13 protein-coding genes and 1 pseudogene are annotated in these 13142 nt (G+C 66.8%); 13 read left to right on the top strand and 1 reads right to left on the bottom strand.

The features are described 5' to 3' along the window. Window positions 1–61: 61 nt before the first annotated feature. Window positions 62–661 carry a phenylacetic acid degradation protein PaaY gene (paaY, locus tag L6D75_RS01400; RefSeq protein ID WP_176511165.1) on the bottom strand — a complete coding sequence of 200 codons (600 nt, stop codon included), beginning with the start codon at window positions 659–661 and terminating at the stop codon, window positions 62–64. Window positions 662–942: 281 nt separating this feature from the next. Here paaY and paaF point away from each other — a divergent pair, with 281 nt between their 5' ends. The 13 genes and pseudogenes from paaF to L6D75_RS01335 all read left to right on the top strand — a co-directional run. Next, window positions 943–1716, top strand: a complete 774-nt coding sequence (gene paaF, locus L6D75_RS01395; RefSeq protein WP_176511164.1) for a 2,3-dehydroadipyl-CoA hydratase PaaF — start codon at window positions 943–945, stop codon at window positions 1714–1716. 36 nt (window positions 1717–1752) lie between these two features. Next, window positions 1753–2544 carry a 2-(1,2-epoxy-1,2-dihydrophenyl)acetyl-CoA isomerase PaaG gene (gene paaG / locus L6D75_RS01390; protein ID WP_176511163.1) on the top strand — a complete coding sequence of 264 codons (792 nt, stop codon included), beginning with the start codon at window positions 1753–1755 and terminating at the stop codon, window positions 2542–2544. Window positions 2545–2546: 2 nt separating this feature from the next. Continuing rightward, entirely contained in the window at window positions 2547–4064 is a 1518-nt protein-coding gene (gene paaH, locus L6D75_RS01385; RefSeq protein ID WP_176511162.1) for a 3-hydroxyacyl-CoA dehydrogenase PaaH, read from the top strand. Beyond that, entirely contained in the window at window positions 4057–4512 is a 456-nt protein-coding gene (paaI, locus tag L6D75_RS01380; RefSeq protein WP_176511161.1) for a hydroxyphenylacetyl-CoA thioesterase PaaI, read from the top strand. Before paaH ends, paaI begins: the two co-directional genes overlap by 8 nt. Further along, complete coding sequence (gene pcaF / locus L6D75_RS01375) at window positions 4505–5725, top strand: 3-oxoadipyl-CoA thiolase (protein WP_176511160.1); 1221 nt, start codon at window positions 4505–4507, stop codon at window positions 5723–5725. The genes paaI and pcaF overlap by 8 nt, the downstream gene beginning before the upstream one ends. A 112-nt stretch (window positions 5726–5837) precedes the next feature. Further along, a complete protein-coding gene (gene paaK / locus L6D75_RS01370; protein ID WP_176511287.1) occupies window positions 5838–7157 on the top strand; it encodes a phenylacetate--CoA ligase PaaK in 1320 nt (439 codons plus the stop codon). A 272-nt stretch (window positions 7158–7429) separates the two neighbouring features. Next, complete coding sequence (gene paaA / locus L6D75_RS01365) at window positions 7430–8419, top strand: 1,2-phenylacetyl-CoA epoxidase subunit PaaA (protein WP_176511159.1); 990 nt, start codon at window positions 7430–7432, stop codon at window positions 8417–8419. Window positions 8420–8444: 25 nt separating this feature from the next. Continuing rightward, window positions 8445–8726: a 1,2-phenylacetyl-CoA epoxidase subunit PaaB gene (gene paaB, locus L6D75_RS01360; RefSeq protein WP_004374528.1), complete on the top strand. Its 282-nt coding sequence runs from the start codon at window positions 8445–8447 to the stop codon at window positions 8724–8726. Window positions 8727–8734: 8 nt separating this feature from the next. After that, window positions 8735–9493, top strand: coding sequence for a 1,2-phenylacetyl-CoA epoxidase subunit PaaC (gene paaC / locus L6D75_RS01355; RefSeq protein ID WP_176511158.1), 759 nt, complete (start codon window positions 8735–8737; stop codon window positions 9491–9493). After that, complete coding sequence (gene paaD / locus L6D75_RS01350) at window positions 9480–10013, top strand: 1,2-phenylacetyl-CoA epoxidase subunit PaaD (protein WP_176511157.1); 534 nt, start codon at window positions 9480–9482, stop codon at window positions 10011–10013. The genes paaC and paaD overlap by 14 nt, the downstream gene beginning before the upstream one ends. A gap of 15 nt (window positions 10014–10028) precedes the next feature. Beyond that, a complete protein-coding gene (gene paaE / locus L6D75_RS01345) occupies window positions 10029–11105 on the top strand; it encodes a 1,2-phenylacetyl-CoA epoxidase subunit PaaE (protein WP_176511156.1) in 1077 nt (358 codons plus the stop codon). A 150-nt stretch (window positions 11106–11255) separates the two neighbouring features. Further along, a complete protein-coding gene (locus L6D75_RS01340; protein WP_176511155.1) occupies window positions 11256–11564 on the top strand; it encodes a DUF485 domain-containing protein in 309 nt (102 codons plus the stop codon). Continuing rightward, window positions 11555–13123: pseudogene (locus L6D75_RS01335) on the top strand (cation acetate symporter); the annotation flags it as partial. The gene L6D75_RS01340 and the pseudogene L6D75_RS01335, both read left to right, overlap by 10 nt. Window positions 13124–13142: the final 19 nt, after the last annotated feature.

Raw genomic sequence — 13142 nt, 5'->3', positions numbered from 1 at the left:
GCGGAGAAAGCACCGACTATACCTGTGCGGCGGCCTGCCTGGCCATGGCGCGCGGGCAGGTTCATGCGCCCGCCTCGCCTTTGGGGCGCAAACCATCGTCGCCCATGCGCGGGCGCTGGGCCTCGGCCTCGGTCAGCGGCGGGCACTCGACCAGGCTGGCCATGCAGCGCTGGGTCAGCCGCTGATACTCGGCGGTGCCGCGCTGTTTCCAGGCCAGTTCCTCGTCGCTCAGCGGGCGCTTGACCTGGGCCGGCGCGCCCATCACCAGGCTCTGTTCGGCGCAGCTGAAGCCGGCCTTGACGAATGCCGTGGCGGCGACGATGCAGCGCGGCGCGACATGGGCGCCGTCCATTACCACGGCGTTCATCCCGATCAGCGCGTCCTCGCCTACCCGGCAACCGTGCAGCACTGCGCCATGGCCGACGTGGCCGTTACGCTCGATCACGGTGTCGCCACCGGGGAAGCCATGCATCACGCAGGTGTCCTGCAGGTTGGCGCCCTCCTCCAGCACGATCCGGCCGAAATCACCCCGCAACGAGGCCAGCGGCCCCACGTAGCAGTGCGGGCCGACGATCACGTCGCCGATCAGCACGGCGCTGGGGTGGACATAGGCAGTGGGGTCGACCACTGGGGTCAGGCCATCGAGGCGGTAGCAAGGCATGGCGTTTATCCTGAAATGATTCGCAACGTTTGCTGATCTTGTATCGTAAATGTGTTTTTCGTCAAACCCTATCTAGCCTGCCAAATGCGGGGTATGCAGAGAAGGTGCGCCTATCAGGCAATCGCTTATAAGATACACGAACGATGTGTTGCTATTGCATTCATGTATCACATGGTGCTTATACTGGCTCCACCTGGGCACGGCCTGCCGTCGCCCCTGCAGACAATTCCAATAAACGCCGGCCACGCGATGCGCCGTGCGAGCAGCCCGAGGACCCCCACATGCCGCGTTATCTCCACGTGCAAGCGCCTGAACACGGCGTGCGCCTGGTCACCCTGCAACGGCCCGAAGCGCTCAATGCCTTGTGCACCGAACTGCTGGCGGAACTGGCCAGCGAGCTGGAGGCCGCCGACCGTGACGAGCAGACCCGCGCCGTGGTCATCACCGGCAGCCGCAAGGCCTTTGCCGCCGGCGCCGACATCGGCGAGATGGCCGAACGCGACCTGGTCGGCATCCTCAACGACCCCCGCGTCGGCCACTGGCAACGCATCGCAGGCTTCAGCAAACCCCTGGTCGCCGCCGTCAACGGCTACGCCCTGGGCGGTGGCTGCGAGCTGGTGATGTGCGCCGATATCGTCATCGCCGGCGTCGACGCCCGTTTCGGCCAGCCGGAAATCAACCTGGGCATCATCCCCGGTGCCGGCGGCACCCAGCGCCTGCTGCGCGCCGTGGGCAAGCCGCTGGCCATGCAGATGGTGCTGACCGGCGAAGCCATTACCGCCGGGCATGCCCTGCAGGCCGGCCTGGTCAGCGAACTCACCCAGCCCGAACTGACCGTGGAGCGCGCCATGCAAGTGGCCCGCAGCATCGCCGCCAAGGCGCCGCTGGCGGTACGCCTGGCCAAGGAAGCGCTGCTCAAGGCCGGCGACACCGACCTTGCCAGCGGCCTGCGCTTCGAGCGCCATGCCTTCACCCTGCTGGCCGGCACCGCCGACCGCAACGAGGGCATCCGCGCCTTCCAGGAAAAACGCACGGCCCAGTTCGAAGGCCGTTGACCTGCCCTTTCCCTTGCCTGACGGAGCGAGTCCGAGATGACTTTCCAGCACATTCTGTTTTCCATCGAGGATGGCGTCGCCCTCCTCTCGCTGAACCGGCCCGAGCAGCTGAACAGCTTCAACACCGCGATGCACCTGGAGGTGCGCGAAGCCCTCAAGCAAGTGCGCCAGAGCGGCCAGGCCCGGGTGCTGCTGCTGACCGGCGAAGGCCGCGGCTTCTGTGCAGGCCAGGACCTGTCCGACCGCAATGTGGCACCAGGGGCCGAAATGCCTGACTTGGGCGAGTCCATCGAGCGCTTCTACAACCCGCTGGTGCGCACCCTGCGCGAGCTGCCGCTGCCGGTCATCTGCGCCGTCAACGGCGTGGCCGCGGGCGCCGGGGCCAACCTGCCGCTGGCCTGCGACCTGGTGCTGGCAGCACGTTCGGCCAGCTTCATCCAGGCGTTCTGCAAGATCGGCCTGGTGCCGGATTCTGGCGGCACCTGGCTGCTGCCCCGCCTGGTGGGCATGGCCCGGGCCAAGGCGCTGGCCATGCTCGGCGAGCGCCTGAGCGCCGAGCAGGCCGAGCGTTGGGGGCTGATCCACCGCGTGGTCGACGATGCCGCCCTGCGCGACGAGGCCATGACCCTGGCGCGCCACCTGGCCAGCCAGCCAACCTACGGCCTGGCGCTGATCAAGCGCAGCCTCAATGCCAGCTTCGACAACAGCTTCGACCAGCAACTGGAGCTGGAGCGCGACCTGCAGCGCCTGGCCGGGCGCAGCGAGGACTACCGTGAAGGCGTCAGCGCCTTCATGACCAAGCGCACACCGGCATTCAAGGGGCGTTGAGCATGCACGCACTGCACACTGACGCCCTGCTGGCGGTCATCGGCGCCGGTGCCATGGGCGCCGGCATCGCCCAGGTCGCGGCCCAGGCCGGGCACCCGGTCAAGCTCTACGACAACCGCCCCGGCGCGGCGGCCCAGGCCGTGGCAGGCATCGACCAGCAACTCGGCCGCCTGGTGGAAAAAGGCAAGCTGCAGGCCGAGGCCCACCACGCCATCGTGGCCCGCCTGCAGCCGGTGGAGGCGATCGAGGCCCTGGCCGATGCGCGCCTGGTGATCGAAGCCATCGTCGAGAACCTGCAGGTCAAGCAAGGGCTGCTGCGTCAGCTCGAAGCGCTGTGCGCGCCGGACTGCATCCTCGCCAGCAACACCTCGTCGTTGTCCATCACCAGCCTCGCCGCTGGCCTGCAGCGGCCTGGGCAGGTGATCGGCATGCACTTCTTCAACCCGGCGCCATTGATGGCCCTGGTGGAAGTGGTCTGCGGCTTGGCCACCGAGCCCGCGATTGCCGCCACCGTGTATGAAACCGCCAAGGCCTGGGGCAAGCAGCCGGTGTACACCCGCTCCACCCCCGGCTTCATCGTCAACCGCGTGGCCCGCCCGTTCTACGCTGAAAGCCTGCGCCTGCTGCAGGAAGGCGCGGCGGACTGCGCCACCCTGGATGCGCTGCTGCGCGACGCCGGCGGTTTTCGCATGGGCGCGTTCGAGCTGACCGATCTGATCGGCCATGACGTCAACTACGCCGTTACCTGCTCGGTGTTCGATGCCTTTTATGGCGACTTCCGCTTCCAGCCCTCGCTGGTGCAAAAAGAGCTGGTCGACGCTGGCCGCCTCGGGCGCAAAAGTGGCCAGGGCTTCTACCGCTACGCCGAGGGCGCGCAGCGGCCGCAGCCGGCAGTGCTGCACAGCGCGCTGACTGTCGAGCACTGCGTGGTCGAAGGCGACCTGGGCGTCATGCAGCCGCTCATCGAGCGCTTGCGCGACAGCGGGCTTGGCGTCAGCCAGCGTGATGGCCATGGCCTGATCCAGGTCGGCGAAGCGACCCTGGCGCTGTCCGATGGCCGCCTGGCCAGCCAGCGCGCCCGTGAAGACGGCCTGCGCAACCTGGTGCTGGTCGACCTGGCCCTGGATTACCGCAGCGCCACGCGCATCGCCATCAGCTGGTCTGCCGATACCTGCGAGCAGGCCCGCGATCAGGCGGTGGCCTTGCTGCAGCGCGCCGGCCTGCAAGTATCGGCACTGGCCGACCTGCCTGGCCTGGTGGTGCTGCGCACCGTGGCCATGCTCGCCAACGAAGCGGCCGACGCCGTGCTGCAAGGCGTCGGCAGCGCCGCCGACATCGACCTGGCCATGCGCGCCGGGGTCAATTACCCGCGCGGCCCGCTGGCCTGGGCCGAGCAGATCGGCCTGGGCTACACCCTGCGCGTGCTCGACAACCTGCAACGCAGCTACGGCGAAAGCCGCTACCGCCCTTCCCTGCTGCTGCGCCGCCAAGCGGCCCAAGGAGCCCGCCTGCATGACTGACCTGCACCGCACCCCCGACCAACTGGCCCAGGCCTGCGCCGACGCCATGTTCTCCCGCGACCAGGCCTCCCAGGCGCTAGGCATCAGCCTCATCGATGCCGGTGCCGGCCGCGCGTGCCTGCGCATGCCGGTGCGCGCCGACATGATCCAGGGCCACGGCACCTGCCACGGCGGCTTTTTGTTCGCCCTGGCCGACTCGGCGTTCGCGTTTGCCTGCAACAGCTACGACGAAGCCACCGTCGCCCTGGGCTGCAGCATCGACTATGTCGCCCCGGCGCTGCGCGGCGACCTGCTGACGGCCACGGCCAGCGAGCAGGCGCGCAAGGGGCGTACCGGGCTGTATGACGTGCGCATCGAAAACCAGCGCGGCGAACTGGTCGCCCTGTTCCATGGCAAATCCTACAAAGTGCGCGGCACGGTGCTTGCGCAGGAGACCCAAGATGAGTGAACACACCCTGTCCGAGGCGCTGATCATCGACGCCGTGCGCACGCCCATCGGCCGCTACGGTGGCGCCCTGAGCCAGGTGCGCGCCGACGACCTGGCCGCGGTACCGATCAAGGCGTTGCTCGAGCGCCACCCGGAGCTGGACTGGCAAGCCATCGACGACGTGATCCTCGGCTGCGCCAACCAGGCCGGTGAAGACAACCGCAACGTCGCGCGCATGGCCGCGCTGCTGGCCGGGCTGCCGATCAGCGTGCCGGGCACCACGCTCAACCGCCTGTGCGGCTCGGGCATGGACGCCATCGGCAATGCCGCCCGCGCCCTGCGCTGTGGCGAGGCCGGGCTGATGCTGGCCGGCGGCGTCGAGTCGATGTCGCGGGCGCCGTTCGTCATGGGCAAGTCGGAACAGGCATTTGGGCGCAGCGCCGAGCTGTTCGACACCACCATCGGCTGGCGTTTCGTCAACCCCTTGATGCAGGCCGGGCATGGCATCGACTCGATGCCGGAAACGGCAGAAAACGTCGCCGCCCAGTTCGGCATTTCCCGCGCCGACCAGGATGCCTTCGCCCTGCGCAGCCAGCACAAGGCCGCCGCCGCCCAGGCGCGTGGCCGCCTGGCGCGGGAAATCGTGCCGGTGACCATTGCCCAGCGCAAAGGCCCGGCCTTGCAGGTGGAGCAGGATGAACACCCGCGCGCCGACACCACCCTCGAGCAACTGGCCAAGCTCGGCACGCCGTTCCGCCAGGGCGGCAGCGTCACCGCCGGCAATGCCTCGGGCGTCAACGACGGCGCCTGCGCCCTGCTGCTGGCCAGCAGTGAAGCAGCGCGCCGCCATGGCCTCAAGCCGCGTGGGCGGATCGTCGGCATGGCGGTGGCCGGGGTCCAGCCGCGCATCATGGGCATCGGCCCGGTGCCGGCGACCCGCAAGGTGCTGGCCCTGACCGGCCTGTCGCTGGCCGACATGGATGTGATCGAGCTCAACGAGGCATTTGCCGCCCAGGGCCTGGCGGTGCTGCGCGAACTGGGGCTGCAGGACCACGACCCACGGGTCAACCCCAACGGCGGCGCCATCGCCCTCGGCCACCCGCTGGGCATGAGCGGCGCGCGGCTGGTCACCACCGCCCTGCACGAGCTGGAAGAAACCGCCGGACGCTACGCCCTGTGCACCATGTGCATCGGCGTGGGCCAAGGCATCGCCATGGTCATCGAGCGTCTCTGACCAATGGCTTGTTACTGAACGCGACGCCGCCGGTTATGCTGCGTCCATGACACTCACGGCCCTGCTGCTTGCACGCCAGGCGCCGGTCTACAAGAACAATTCGAGTGATGCCATGAACATGTACCACGAAGCCGATCGTGCCCTGCTGGACCCGATGGAAACCGCCAGCGTGGATGCGCTGCGCCAGCACCAGCTGGAGCGCCTGCGCTGGAGCCTTGCGCACGCCTACGACAAGGTGCCGCTGTACCGCAAGCGTTTCGACGAATGCGGCGCCCACCCCGATGACCTGAAAACCCTCGACGACCTGGCGAAGTTCCCCTTCACCGGCAAGAACGATTTGCGCGACAACTACCCCTACGGCATGTTCGCCGTGCCCCAGCAGGAGGTGGTGCGCCTGCACGCCTCCAGCGGCACCACCGGCAAGCCGACCGTGGTCGGCTACACGCAGAACGACATCGACACCTGGGCCAACGTGGTCGCCCGCTCGATCCGCGCCGCCGGCGGGCGCAAGGGCGACAAGGTGCACGTGTCCTACGGCTACGGCCTGTTCACCGGCGGTCTGGGCGCCCACTACGGCGCCGAGCGCCTGGGTTGCACGGTGATCCCCATGTCGGGCGGCCAGACCGAGAAGCAGGTGCAGCTGATTCGCGACTTCCAGCCCGACATCATCATGGTCACCCCCTCGTACATGCTCAACCTGGCCGACGAGATCGAACGCCAGGGCATCGACCCCAATGACCTCAAGCTGCGCCTGGGCATCTTCGGCGCCGAGCCGTGGACCGACGAGTTGCGCCGCTCCATCGAACAGCGCCTGGGCATCAACGCCCTGGACATCTACGGCCTGTCGGAAATCATGGGCCCGGGCGTGGCCATGGAGTGCATCGAGACCAAGGACGGCCCGACCATCTGGGAAGACCACTTCTACCCCGAGATCATCGACCCGGTCAGCGGCGCGGTGCTGCCCGACGGCCAGCTCGGCGAGCTGGTGTTCACCTCGCTGAGCAAGGAGGCGCTGCCGATGGTGCGCTACCGCACCCGCGACCTGACCCGCCTGTTGCCGGGCACGGCGCGGCCGATGCGGCGCATCGGCAAGATCACCGGGCGCAGCGACGACATGCTGATCATTCGCGGTGTCAACGTGTTCCCCACGCAGATCGAAGAGCAGGTGCTTAAAATAAAACAGCTTTCAGAGCTTTATGAGATTCATCTGTATCGCAATGGCAATCTCGACAGCGTTGAGGTGCACGTGGAGTTGCGCGGTGAATGCCAAAGCCTGGATGAGGCGCAGCGCAAGCTCATTGCCGCTGAATTGACCAAGCAGATCAAGACCTACATCGGCATCAGCACCCAGGTGCGGCTGCAGCCCTGCGGGACGCTCAAGCGCTCCGAGGGCAAGGCGTGCCATGTGTTCGACAAACGGTTGGCCAGCTGACTCATCAGCTGCCTTTTGTGGCCCCGGCTTAGTCCGGGGCTTTTTTTTACCTGAAAAAGCCGGGGGCGCCTTGCGCCCCAATCGCTGGCAAGCCAGCTCCCACAGGACCAGGCGCCGCCCTCTGTGTAGGAGCTGGCTTGCCAGCGATTGGGCTGCACAGCAGCCCCTGCCCAGCAAAGCGATACACAAATTACATTCGATACACATAAAACAGTTTGACGTTATGTTTTGTATCGCTTACAAAGGACTCATGCCTTAGCAGGAGTCGGAACATGTACGCACAGCTAGTGGAAACCGGAGTCAAGCGCGTCAAGTCGCTGGAAGAGATGTCGCCCGAAGAGCGCCACTTCCAGGAAAAGATCGACGCTGAAATCAAGATCGAAGCCAAGAACTGGATGCCCGAGGCCTACCGCCAGACCCTGATCCGGCAGATCTCCCAGCACGCCCACTCGGAAATCGTCGGCATGCTCCCGGAAGGCAACTGGGTCACCCGCGCCCCGAGCCTCAAGCGCAAGCTGCAGCTGATGGCCAAGATCCAGGACGAAGCCGGCCACGGCCTGTACCTGTACAGCGCCATGGAAACCCTCGGCGCCGACCGCGACGAGGAGATCGCCAAGCTGCACAGCGGCAAGGCCAAGTACTCGAGCATCTTCAACTACCCGACCCTGAGCTGGGCCGACATGGGCGCGGTGGGCTGGCTGGTCGATGGCGCCGCCATCGTCAACCAGGTGGTGCTCCAGCGCACCTCCTACGGCCCCTACTCCCGCGCCATGATCCGCATCTGCAAGGAAGAGAGCTTCCACCAGCGCCAGGGCTACGAGCTGCTGCTGACCATGATGCGCGAGGGCACCCAGGCGCAGAAGGACATGGTCCAGGACGCCATCGACCGCCTCTGGTGGCCGGCGCTGATGATGTTCGGCCCAAGCGATGAGCATTCGCCCAACAGCGCCCAGTCCATGGCCTGGAAGATCAAGCGCCAGACCAACGACGAACTGCGCCAGCGCTTCATCGACCAGACCGTGCCGCAGCTCGAACTGCTCGGCTGCACCGCCCCCGACCCCCACCTGAAATGGAACGAAGCCCGCGGCCACTACGACTTCGGCGACATCCAGTGGGATGAGTTCTACGACGTGATCAAGGGCAACGGCCCGTGCAACCAGGAACGCGTCGCCACCCGCCGCAAGGCCATCGAGGATGGCGCCTGGGTGCGTGAAGCGGCCGTGGCCTACGCACGCAAGCAACAGAACAAGAACGCCGCCTGAGCGGCGATTGATGCGGAGATTGAAGATGTCTGTCTGGACCCTCTACGAAGTGTTCGTGCGCAGCAAGCACGGCCTGAACCACAAGCATGTCGGCAGCGTGCATGCCGCCGACGCCGCCATGGCCATCGAGAACGCCCGCGAGCTGTACACCCGGCGCAGCGAAGGCGTGAGCCTGTGGGTGGTGCCCTCGGCACTGATCACCGCCTCCTCGCCTGACGAGAAAGACCCGCTGTTCGCCCCTTCGGACGACAAGGTCTACCGCCACGCCAGCTTCTACGAACTGCCCGACGAAGTCGGGCACATGTGAGGTTGGCCATGCACAAGCAAGCTCTCATCCCCTACCTGCTGCTGCTCGGCGACAGCGCCCTGATCCAGGGCCAGCGCCTGTGCGAGTGGTGCGGCCACGCGCCGGCCCTGGAAGAAGAACTGGCCCTGATGAACGTCGGCCTGGACCTGGTCGGCCAGGCCCGCAACTGGCTGGACTACGCCGCCGAACTGCTCGACGACGGCCGCGACGCCGACGCCCTGGCGTTTCGCCGTGACGAGCGGGCGTTTCGCAACCTGTTGCTGGTCGAGCAGCCCAACGGCGATTTCGCCGTGACCATGGCCAAGCAGTTCTTCTACGACGCCTGGCACCATGCCGTGCTGCAACGCCTGGCCGACTCCAGCGATGAACGCATCGCCGGCATCGCCGCCAAGGCGCTCAAGGAAGTCACCTACCACCTGCGCCGCTCCGGCGAGTGGGTGCAGCGCCTGGCTGGCGGCACCGACGAAAGCCGCCGGCGCATGCTCGATGCGGTCCCGGCCCTGTGGCGCTTCACCGTGGAGCTGACTGCGGGCAGCGACAGCGAAATGGCCCTGGCCCAGGCCGGCATCGCTGCCGACCCGGCCGCCGTCGGCGCCGCCTGGCTGCAACAGGTGAGCAGCCTGTTCGCCACGGTCGAGCTGCCGCTGCCCAAGGCTGCCAGCCACTTCTACCTCAGTGGTCGGCAAGGCCTGCACACCGAGCACCTGGGCCTGTTGCTGGCCGAAATGCAGTTCCTGCCAAGGGCCTACCCCGATGCAACCTGGTGAGCTGATTGCCGGTGACCGCGGTGCCCGGGCGGCCCGTGGCGACGACCTGGCCCGCGCCTGGGCGGTACTGGGCGAGGTCATGGACCCGGAAGTGCCGGTGGTCAGCGTGGTCGACCTGGGCATCGTGCGCGACCTCGACTGGCGCGCCGGGCACCTGCACCTGGTGGTCACCCCGACCTACTCCGGTTGCCCCGCCACCGAGGTGATCGAGGGCGATATCCGCCAGGCGCTGGAGCAGGCCGGGTTCGCCGCGCCAGACCTGGAACGCCGGCTGACCCCGGCCTGGAGCACCGACTGGATCAGCGCGCTGGGCCGCGAACGCCTGCGCGCCTATGGCATCGCCCCGCCGCAAGGCAGCGCCAGCAAGCGCAGCCTGCTCGGCGAGGCGCCGCAGGTGTGCTGCCCGCAGTGCGCAAGCGCCAACACCGAACTGCTCAGCCAGTTCGGCTCCACGGCCTGCAAGGCGCTGTATCGCTGCCGCGAGTGCCTGGAGCCGTTCGACTATTTCAAATGCATTTGAGCCGTGGAGAACACCATGAGCCAGTTTCACAGCCTGACCATCAAGCAAGTGCGTCCCGAAACCCGTGACGCGGTATCGATTGCCTTCGAGGTGCCGGCGCACCTGGAGCAGGCGTTTCGCTTCACCCAGGGCCAGCACCTGGTGATGCGCACCCAGCTGGGCGATGAAGAAGTGCGCCGCTCCTACTCGATCTGCAGCGCCGTGCAGGACGGCGAGCTGCGCGTGGCGGTCAAGCGCGTGCCCGGTGGGCGCTTCTCGGCGTTCGCCAACGACGTGCTCAAGGCCGGCCAGCAGCTGGAGGTGATGCCACCGAGCGGCAGCTTCAACGTGCCGCTGGAGCCGGCGCGCCAGGGCAACTACCTGGGCGTGGCGGCCGGCAGCGGCATCACGCCGATCCTGTCGATCATCGCCACCACCTTGGCCAGCGAGCCGCACAGCCGCTTCACCTTGCTGTACGGCAACCGCTCAAGCTCCGGTGCGCTGTTCCGCGACACGCTCGAAGACCTGAAAAACCGCTACCTCGAGCGCTTGAACCTGATCTTCGTGTTCAGCCGCGAGCAGCAAGACGTCGACCTCTACAACGGCCGCATCGATGCCGACAAGTGCGGCCAGCTGTTCTCCCGCTGGATGGACGTGGCCAGCCTCGACGCGGCGTTCATCTGCGGCCCGCAGGCGATGACCGAAACCGTGCGCGACAGCCTGCAGGCCAACGGCATGGACAAGGCGCGCATCCACTTCGAGCTGTTCGCCGCCGCCGGCAGCGAAGCCCGCCGCGAGGCGCGCGAGGCAGCGCGCCAGGTGGACTCGGCGCTGAGCCAGGTCACCGTGATCAGCGATGGCCGGGCGCTGAGCTTCGATTTGCCGCGCAATACCCAGAACGTGCTGGACGCCGGCAATGCCATCGGTGCCGAGCTGCCCTATTCGTGCAAGGCCGGCGTGTGCTCGACCTGCAAGTGCCGGGTGATCGAAGGCGAGGTGGAGATGGACAGCAACCATGCACTGGAAGACTACGAAGTGGCGGCCGGGTATGTGCTGTCGTGCCAGACCTACCCGGTGAGCGACAAGGTCGTTCTCGATTTCGACCAGCTCTGAAACCGAGTCGCCTGCATCGCCGGCAAGCCGGCTCCCACAGATAGACCACCGCCCACTGTGGGAGCCGGCTTGCCGGCGATAGGGCCATCAGCAACACCGCAACATCCGCGTGACCTCAAAAAACAACTACAAAACCAGAGATCGCTTGCCATGACCCCCGAACACATCGAAAGCATCAGCAATCACCCCGACTTCCAGCACCTGGTGCGGCGCAAGCGCCGCCTCAACGGCGGCCTGACCCTGGCCATGCTGGCGATCTACTACGGCTTCGTCCTGCTGGTGGCCTTCTCGCCCAGCACCCTGGGCCAATCCCTGAGCGGCGGGGTGACCACCGTCGGCATGCTGGTCGGGGTGCTCATGGTGCTGGTGTCGTTCGCCCTCACCGGCATCTACGTCCATCGCGCCAACAATGTGCTCGACCCGCTCAATGACAAGGTCAAGCAGGAGTGCGCGCAATGAACTGGACTGCCATCTCGATGTTCATGGTGTTCGTCTGCTTCACCTTGCTGGTGACCCGCTGGGCAGCCCTGCGCACCCGCTCGGCCAGCGACTTCTACACCGCCGGCGGCGGCCTGACCGGCATGCAGAACGGCCTGGCGATCGCCGGCGACATGATCAGCGCGGCGTCGTTTTTGGGTATTTCCGCGATGATGTTCATGAACGGCTACGACGGCCTGCTGTATGCCCTGGGCGTGCTGGCCGGCTGGCCGATCATCCTGTTTCTGATCGCCGAGCGCCTGCGCAACCTGGGCAAGTACACCTTCGCCGACGTGGTCTCCTACCGCCTGGCGCAAACCCCGGTGCGCCTGAGCTCGGCATTCGGCACCCTGGCCGTGGCGCTGATGTACCTGGTGGCGCAGATGGTCGGCGCCGGCAAGCTGATCGAGCTGCTGTTCGGCATTAGCTACCTGTACGCGGTGATGCTGGTGGGCGTGCTGATGGTCGCCTACGTGACCTTCGGCGGCATGCTGGCCACCACCTGGGTGCAGATCATCAAGGCCGTGATGCTGCTCTCGGGCACCAGCTTCATGGCCTTCATGGTGCTCAAGCACTTTGGCTTCAGCACCGAGGCGATGTTCGCCAACGCCGTGGCCGTGCACGCCAAGGGCCAGGCGATCATGGCCCCGGGCGGCCTGCTGTCGAACCCGGTGGATGCGATTTCCCTGGGGCTGGGCATGATGTTCGGCACTGCCGGCCTGCCGCATATCCTGATGCGCTTCTTCACCGTCAGCGATGCCAAGGAAGCGCGCAAGAGCGTGTTCTATGCCACCGGCTTCATCGGCTACTTCTACCTGCTGCTGATCGTGATCGGCTTCGGCGCCATCGTCATGGTCGGCACCGAGCCTGCCTACCGCGACGCCAGCGGCGCGATCATCGGCGGCGGCAACATGGTTGCGGTGCACCTGGCGCAGGCCGTGGGCGGCAACCTGTTCCTGGGCTTCATCTCCGCCGTGGCGTTCGCCACCATCCTGGCCGTGGTCGCGGGCCTGGCGCTGTCCGGCGCTTCGGCGGTGTCCCACGACCTGTATGCCTGCGTGATCCGCAAGGGCCAGGCCAGCGAGCAGGAAGAAATGCGCGTGTCGCGCATCGCCACGTTGGTGATCGGCATGCTCGCGGTGGTGCTGGGCCTGGTGTTCGAGTCGCAGAACATCGCCTTCCTTTCCGGCCTGGTGCTGGCGGTGGCGGCCTCGGTCAACTTCCCGGTGCTGCTGCTCTCGATGTTCTGGAAGGGCCTGACCACCCGAGGCGCGGTGTGCGGCAGCATGGCCGGGCTTGCCTCGGCGATCGTGCTGGTGGTGCTGGGCCCGGCGGTGTGGGTCAACGTGCTGCACCACGAACAGGCGCTGTTCCCCTACAGCAACCCTGCCCTGTTCTCCATGAGCCTGGCGTTCCTCGGCGCCTGGGTGTTCTCGGTCACCGACGGTTCCGAGCGCGCCCATCAGGAGCGCGGCCGCTACCTCGCGCAGTTCATCCGCTCCATGACCGGTATCGGCGCTGCCGGCGCCAGCAAGCACTGAACATTGACCATGTCGGGTA

Origin of the sequence: Pseudomonas faucium (assembly GCF_021602585.1) — a bacterium.
GTDB classification, from domain to species: domain Bacteria; phylum Pseudomonadota; class Gammaproteobacteria; order Pseudomonadales; family Pseudomonadaceae; genus Aquipseudomonas; species Aquipseudomonas faucium.
The sequence above is the reverse complement of the archived record's forward strand: the minus strand, read 5'-3'. Positions and strand labels throughout refer to the sequence as shown.

Bases quoted from the DNA above. Each gene is read 5' to 3' on its own strand.
- paaY (WP_176511165.1), bottom strand. From the start codon at position 661: ATGCCTTGCTACCGCCTCGATGGCCTGACCCCAGTGGTCGACCCCACT.
- paaF (WP_176511164.1), top strand. From the start codon at position 943: ATGCCGCGTTATCTCCACGTGCAAGCGCCTGAACACGGCGTGCGCCTG.
- paaG (WP_176511163.1), top strand. From the start codon at position 1,753: ATGACTTTCCAGCACATTCTGTTTTCCATCGAGGATGGCGTCGCCCTC.
- paaH (WP_176511162.1), top strand. From the start codon at position 2,547: ATGCACGCACTGCACACTGACGCCCTGCTGGCGGTCATCGGCGCCGGT.
- paaI (WP_176511161.1), top strand. From the start codon at position 4,057: ATGACTGACCTGCACCGCACCCCCGACCAACTGGCCCAGGCCTGCGCC.
- pcaF (WP_176511160.1), top strand. From the start codon at position 4,505: ATGAGTGAACACACCCTGTCCGAGGCGCTGATCATCGACGCCGTGCGC.
- paaK (WP_176511287.1), top strand. From the start codon at position 5,838: ATGAACATGTACCACGAAGCCGATCGTGCCCTGCTGGACCCGATGGAA.
- paaA (WP_176511159.1), top strand. From the start codon at position 7,430: ATGTACGCACAGCTAGTGGAAACCGGAGTCAAGCGCGTCAAGTCGCTG.
- paaB (WP_004374528.1), top strand. From the start codon at position 8,445: ATGTCTGTCTGGACCCTCTACGAAGTGTTCGTGCGCAGCAAGCACGGC.
- paaC (WP_176511158.1), top strand. From the start codon at position 8,735: ATGCACAAGCAAGCTCTCATCCCCTACCTGCTGCTGCTCGGCGACAGC.
- paaD (WP_176511157.1), top strand. From the start codon at position 9,480: ATGCAACCTGGTGAGCTGATTGCCGGTGACCGCGGTGCCCGGGCGGCC.
- paaE (WP_176511156.1), top strand. From the start codon at position 10,029: ATGAGCCAGTTTCACAGCCTGACCATCAAGCAAGTGCGTCCCGAAACC.
- L6D75_RS01340 (WP_176511155.1), top strand. From the start codon at position 11,256: ATGACCCCCGAACACATCGAAAGCATCAGCAATCACCCCGACTTCCAG.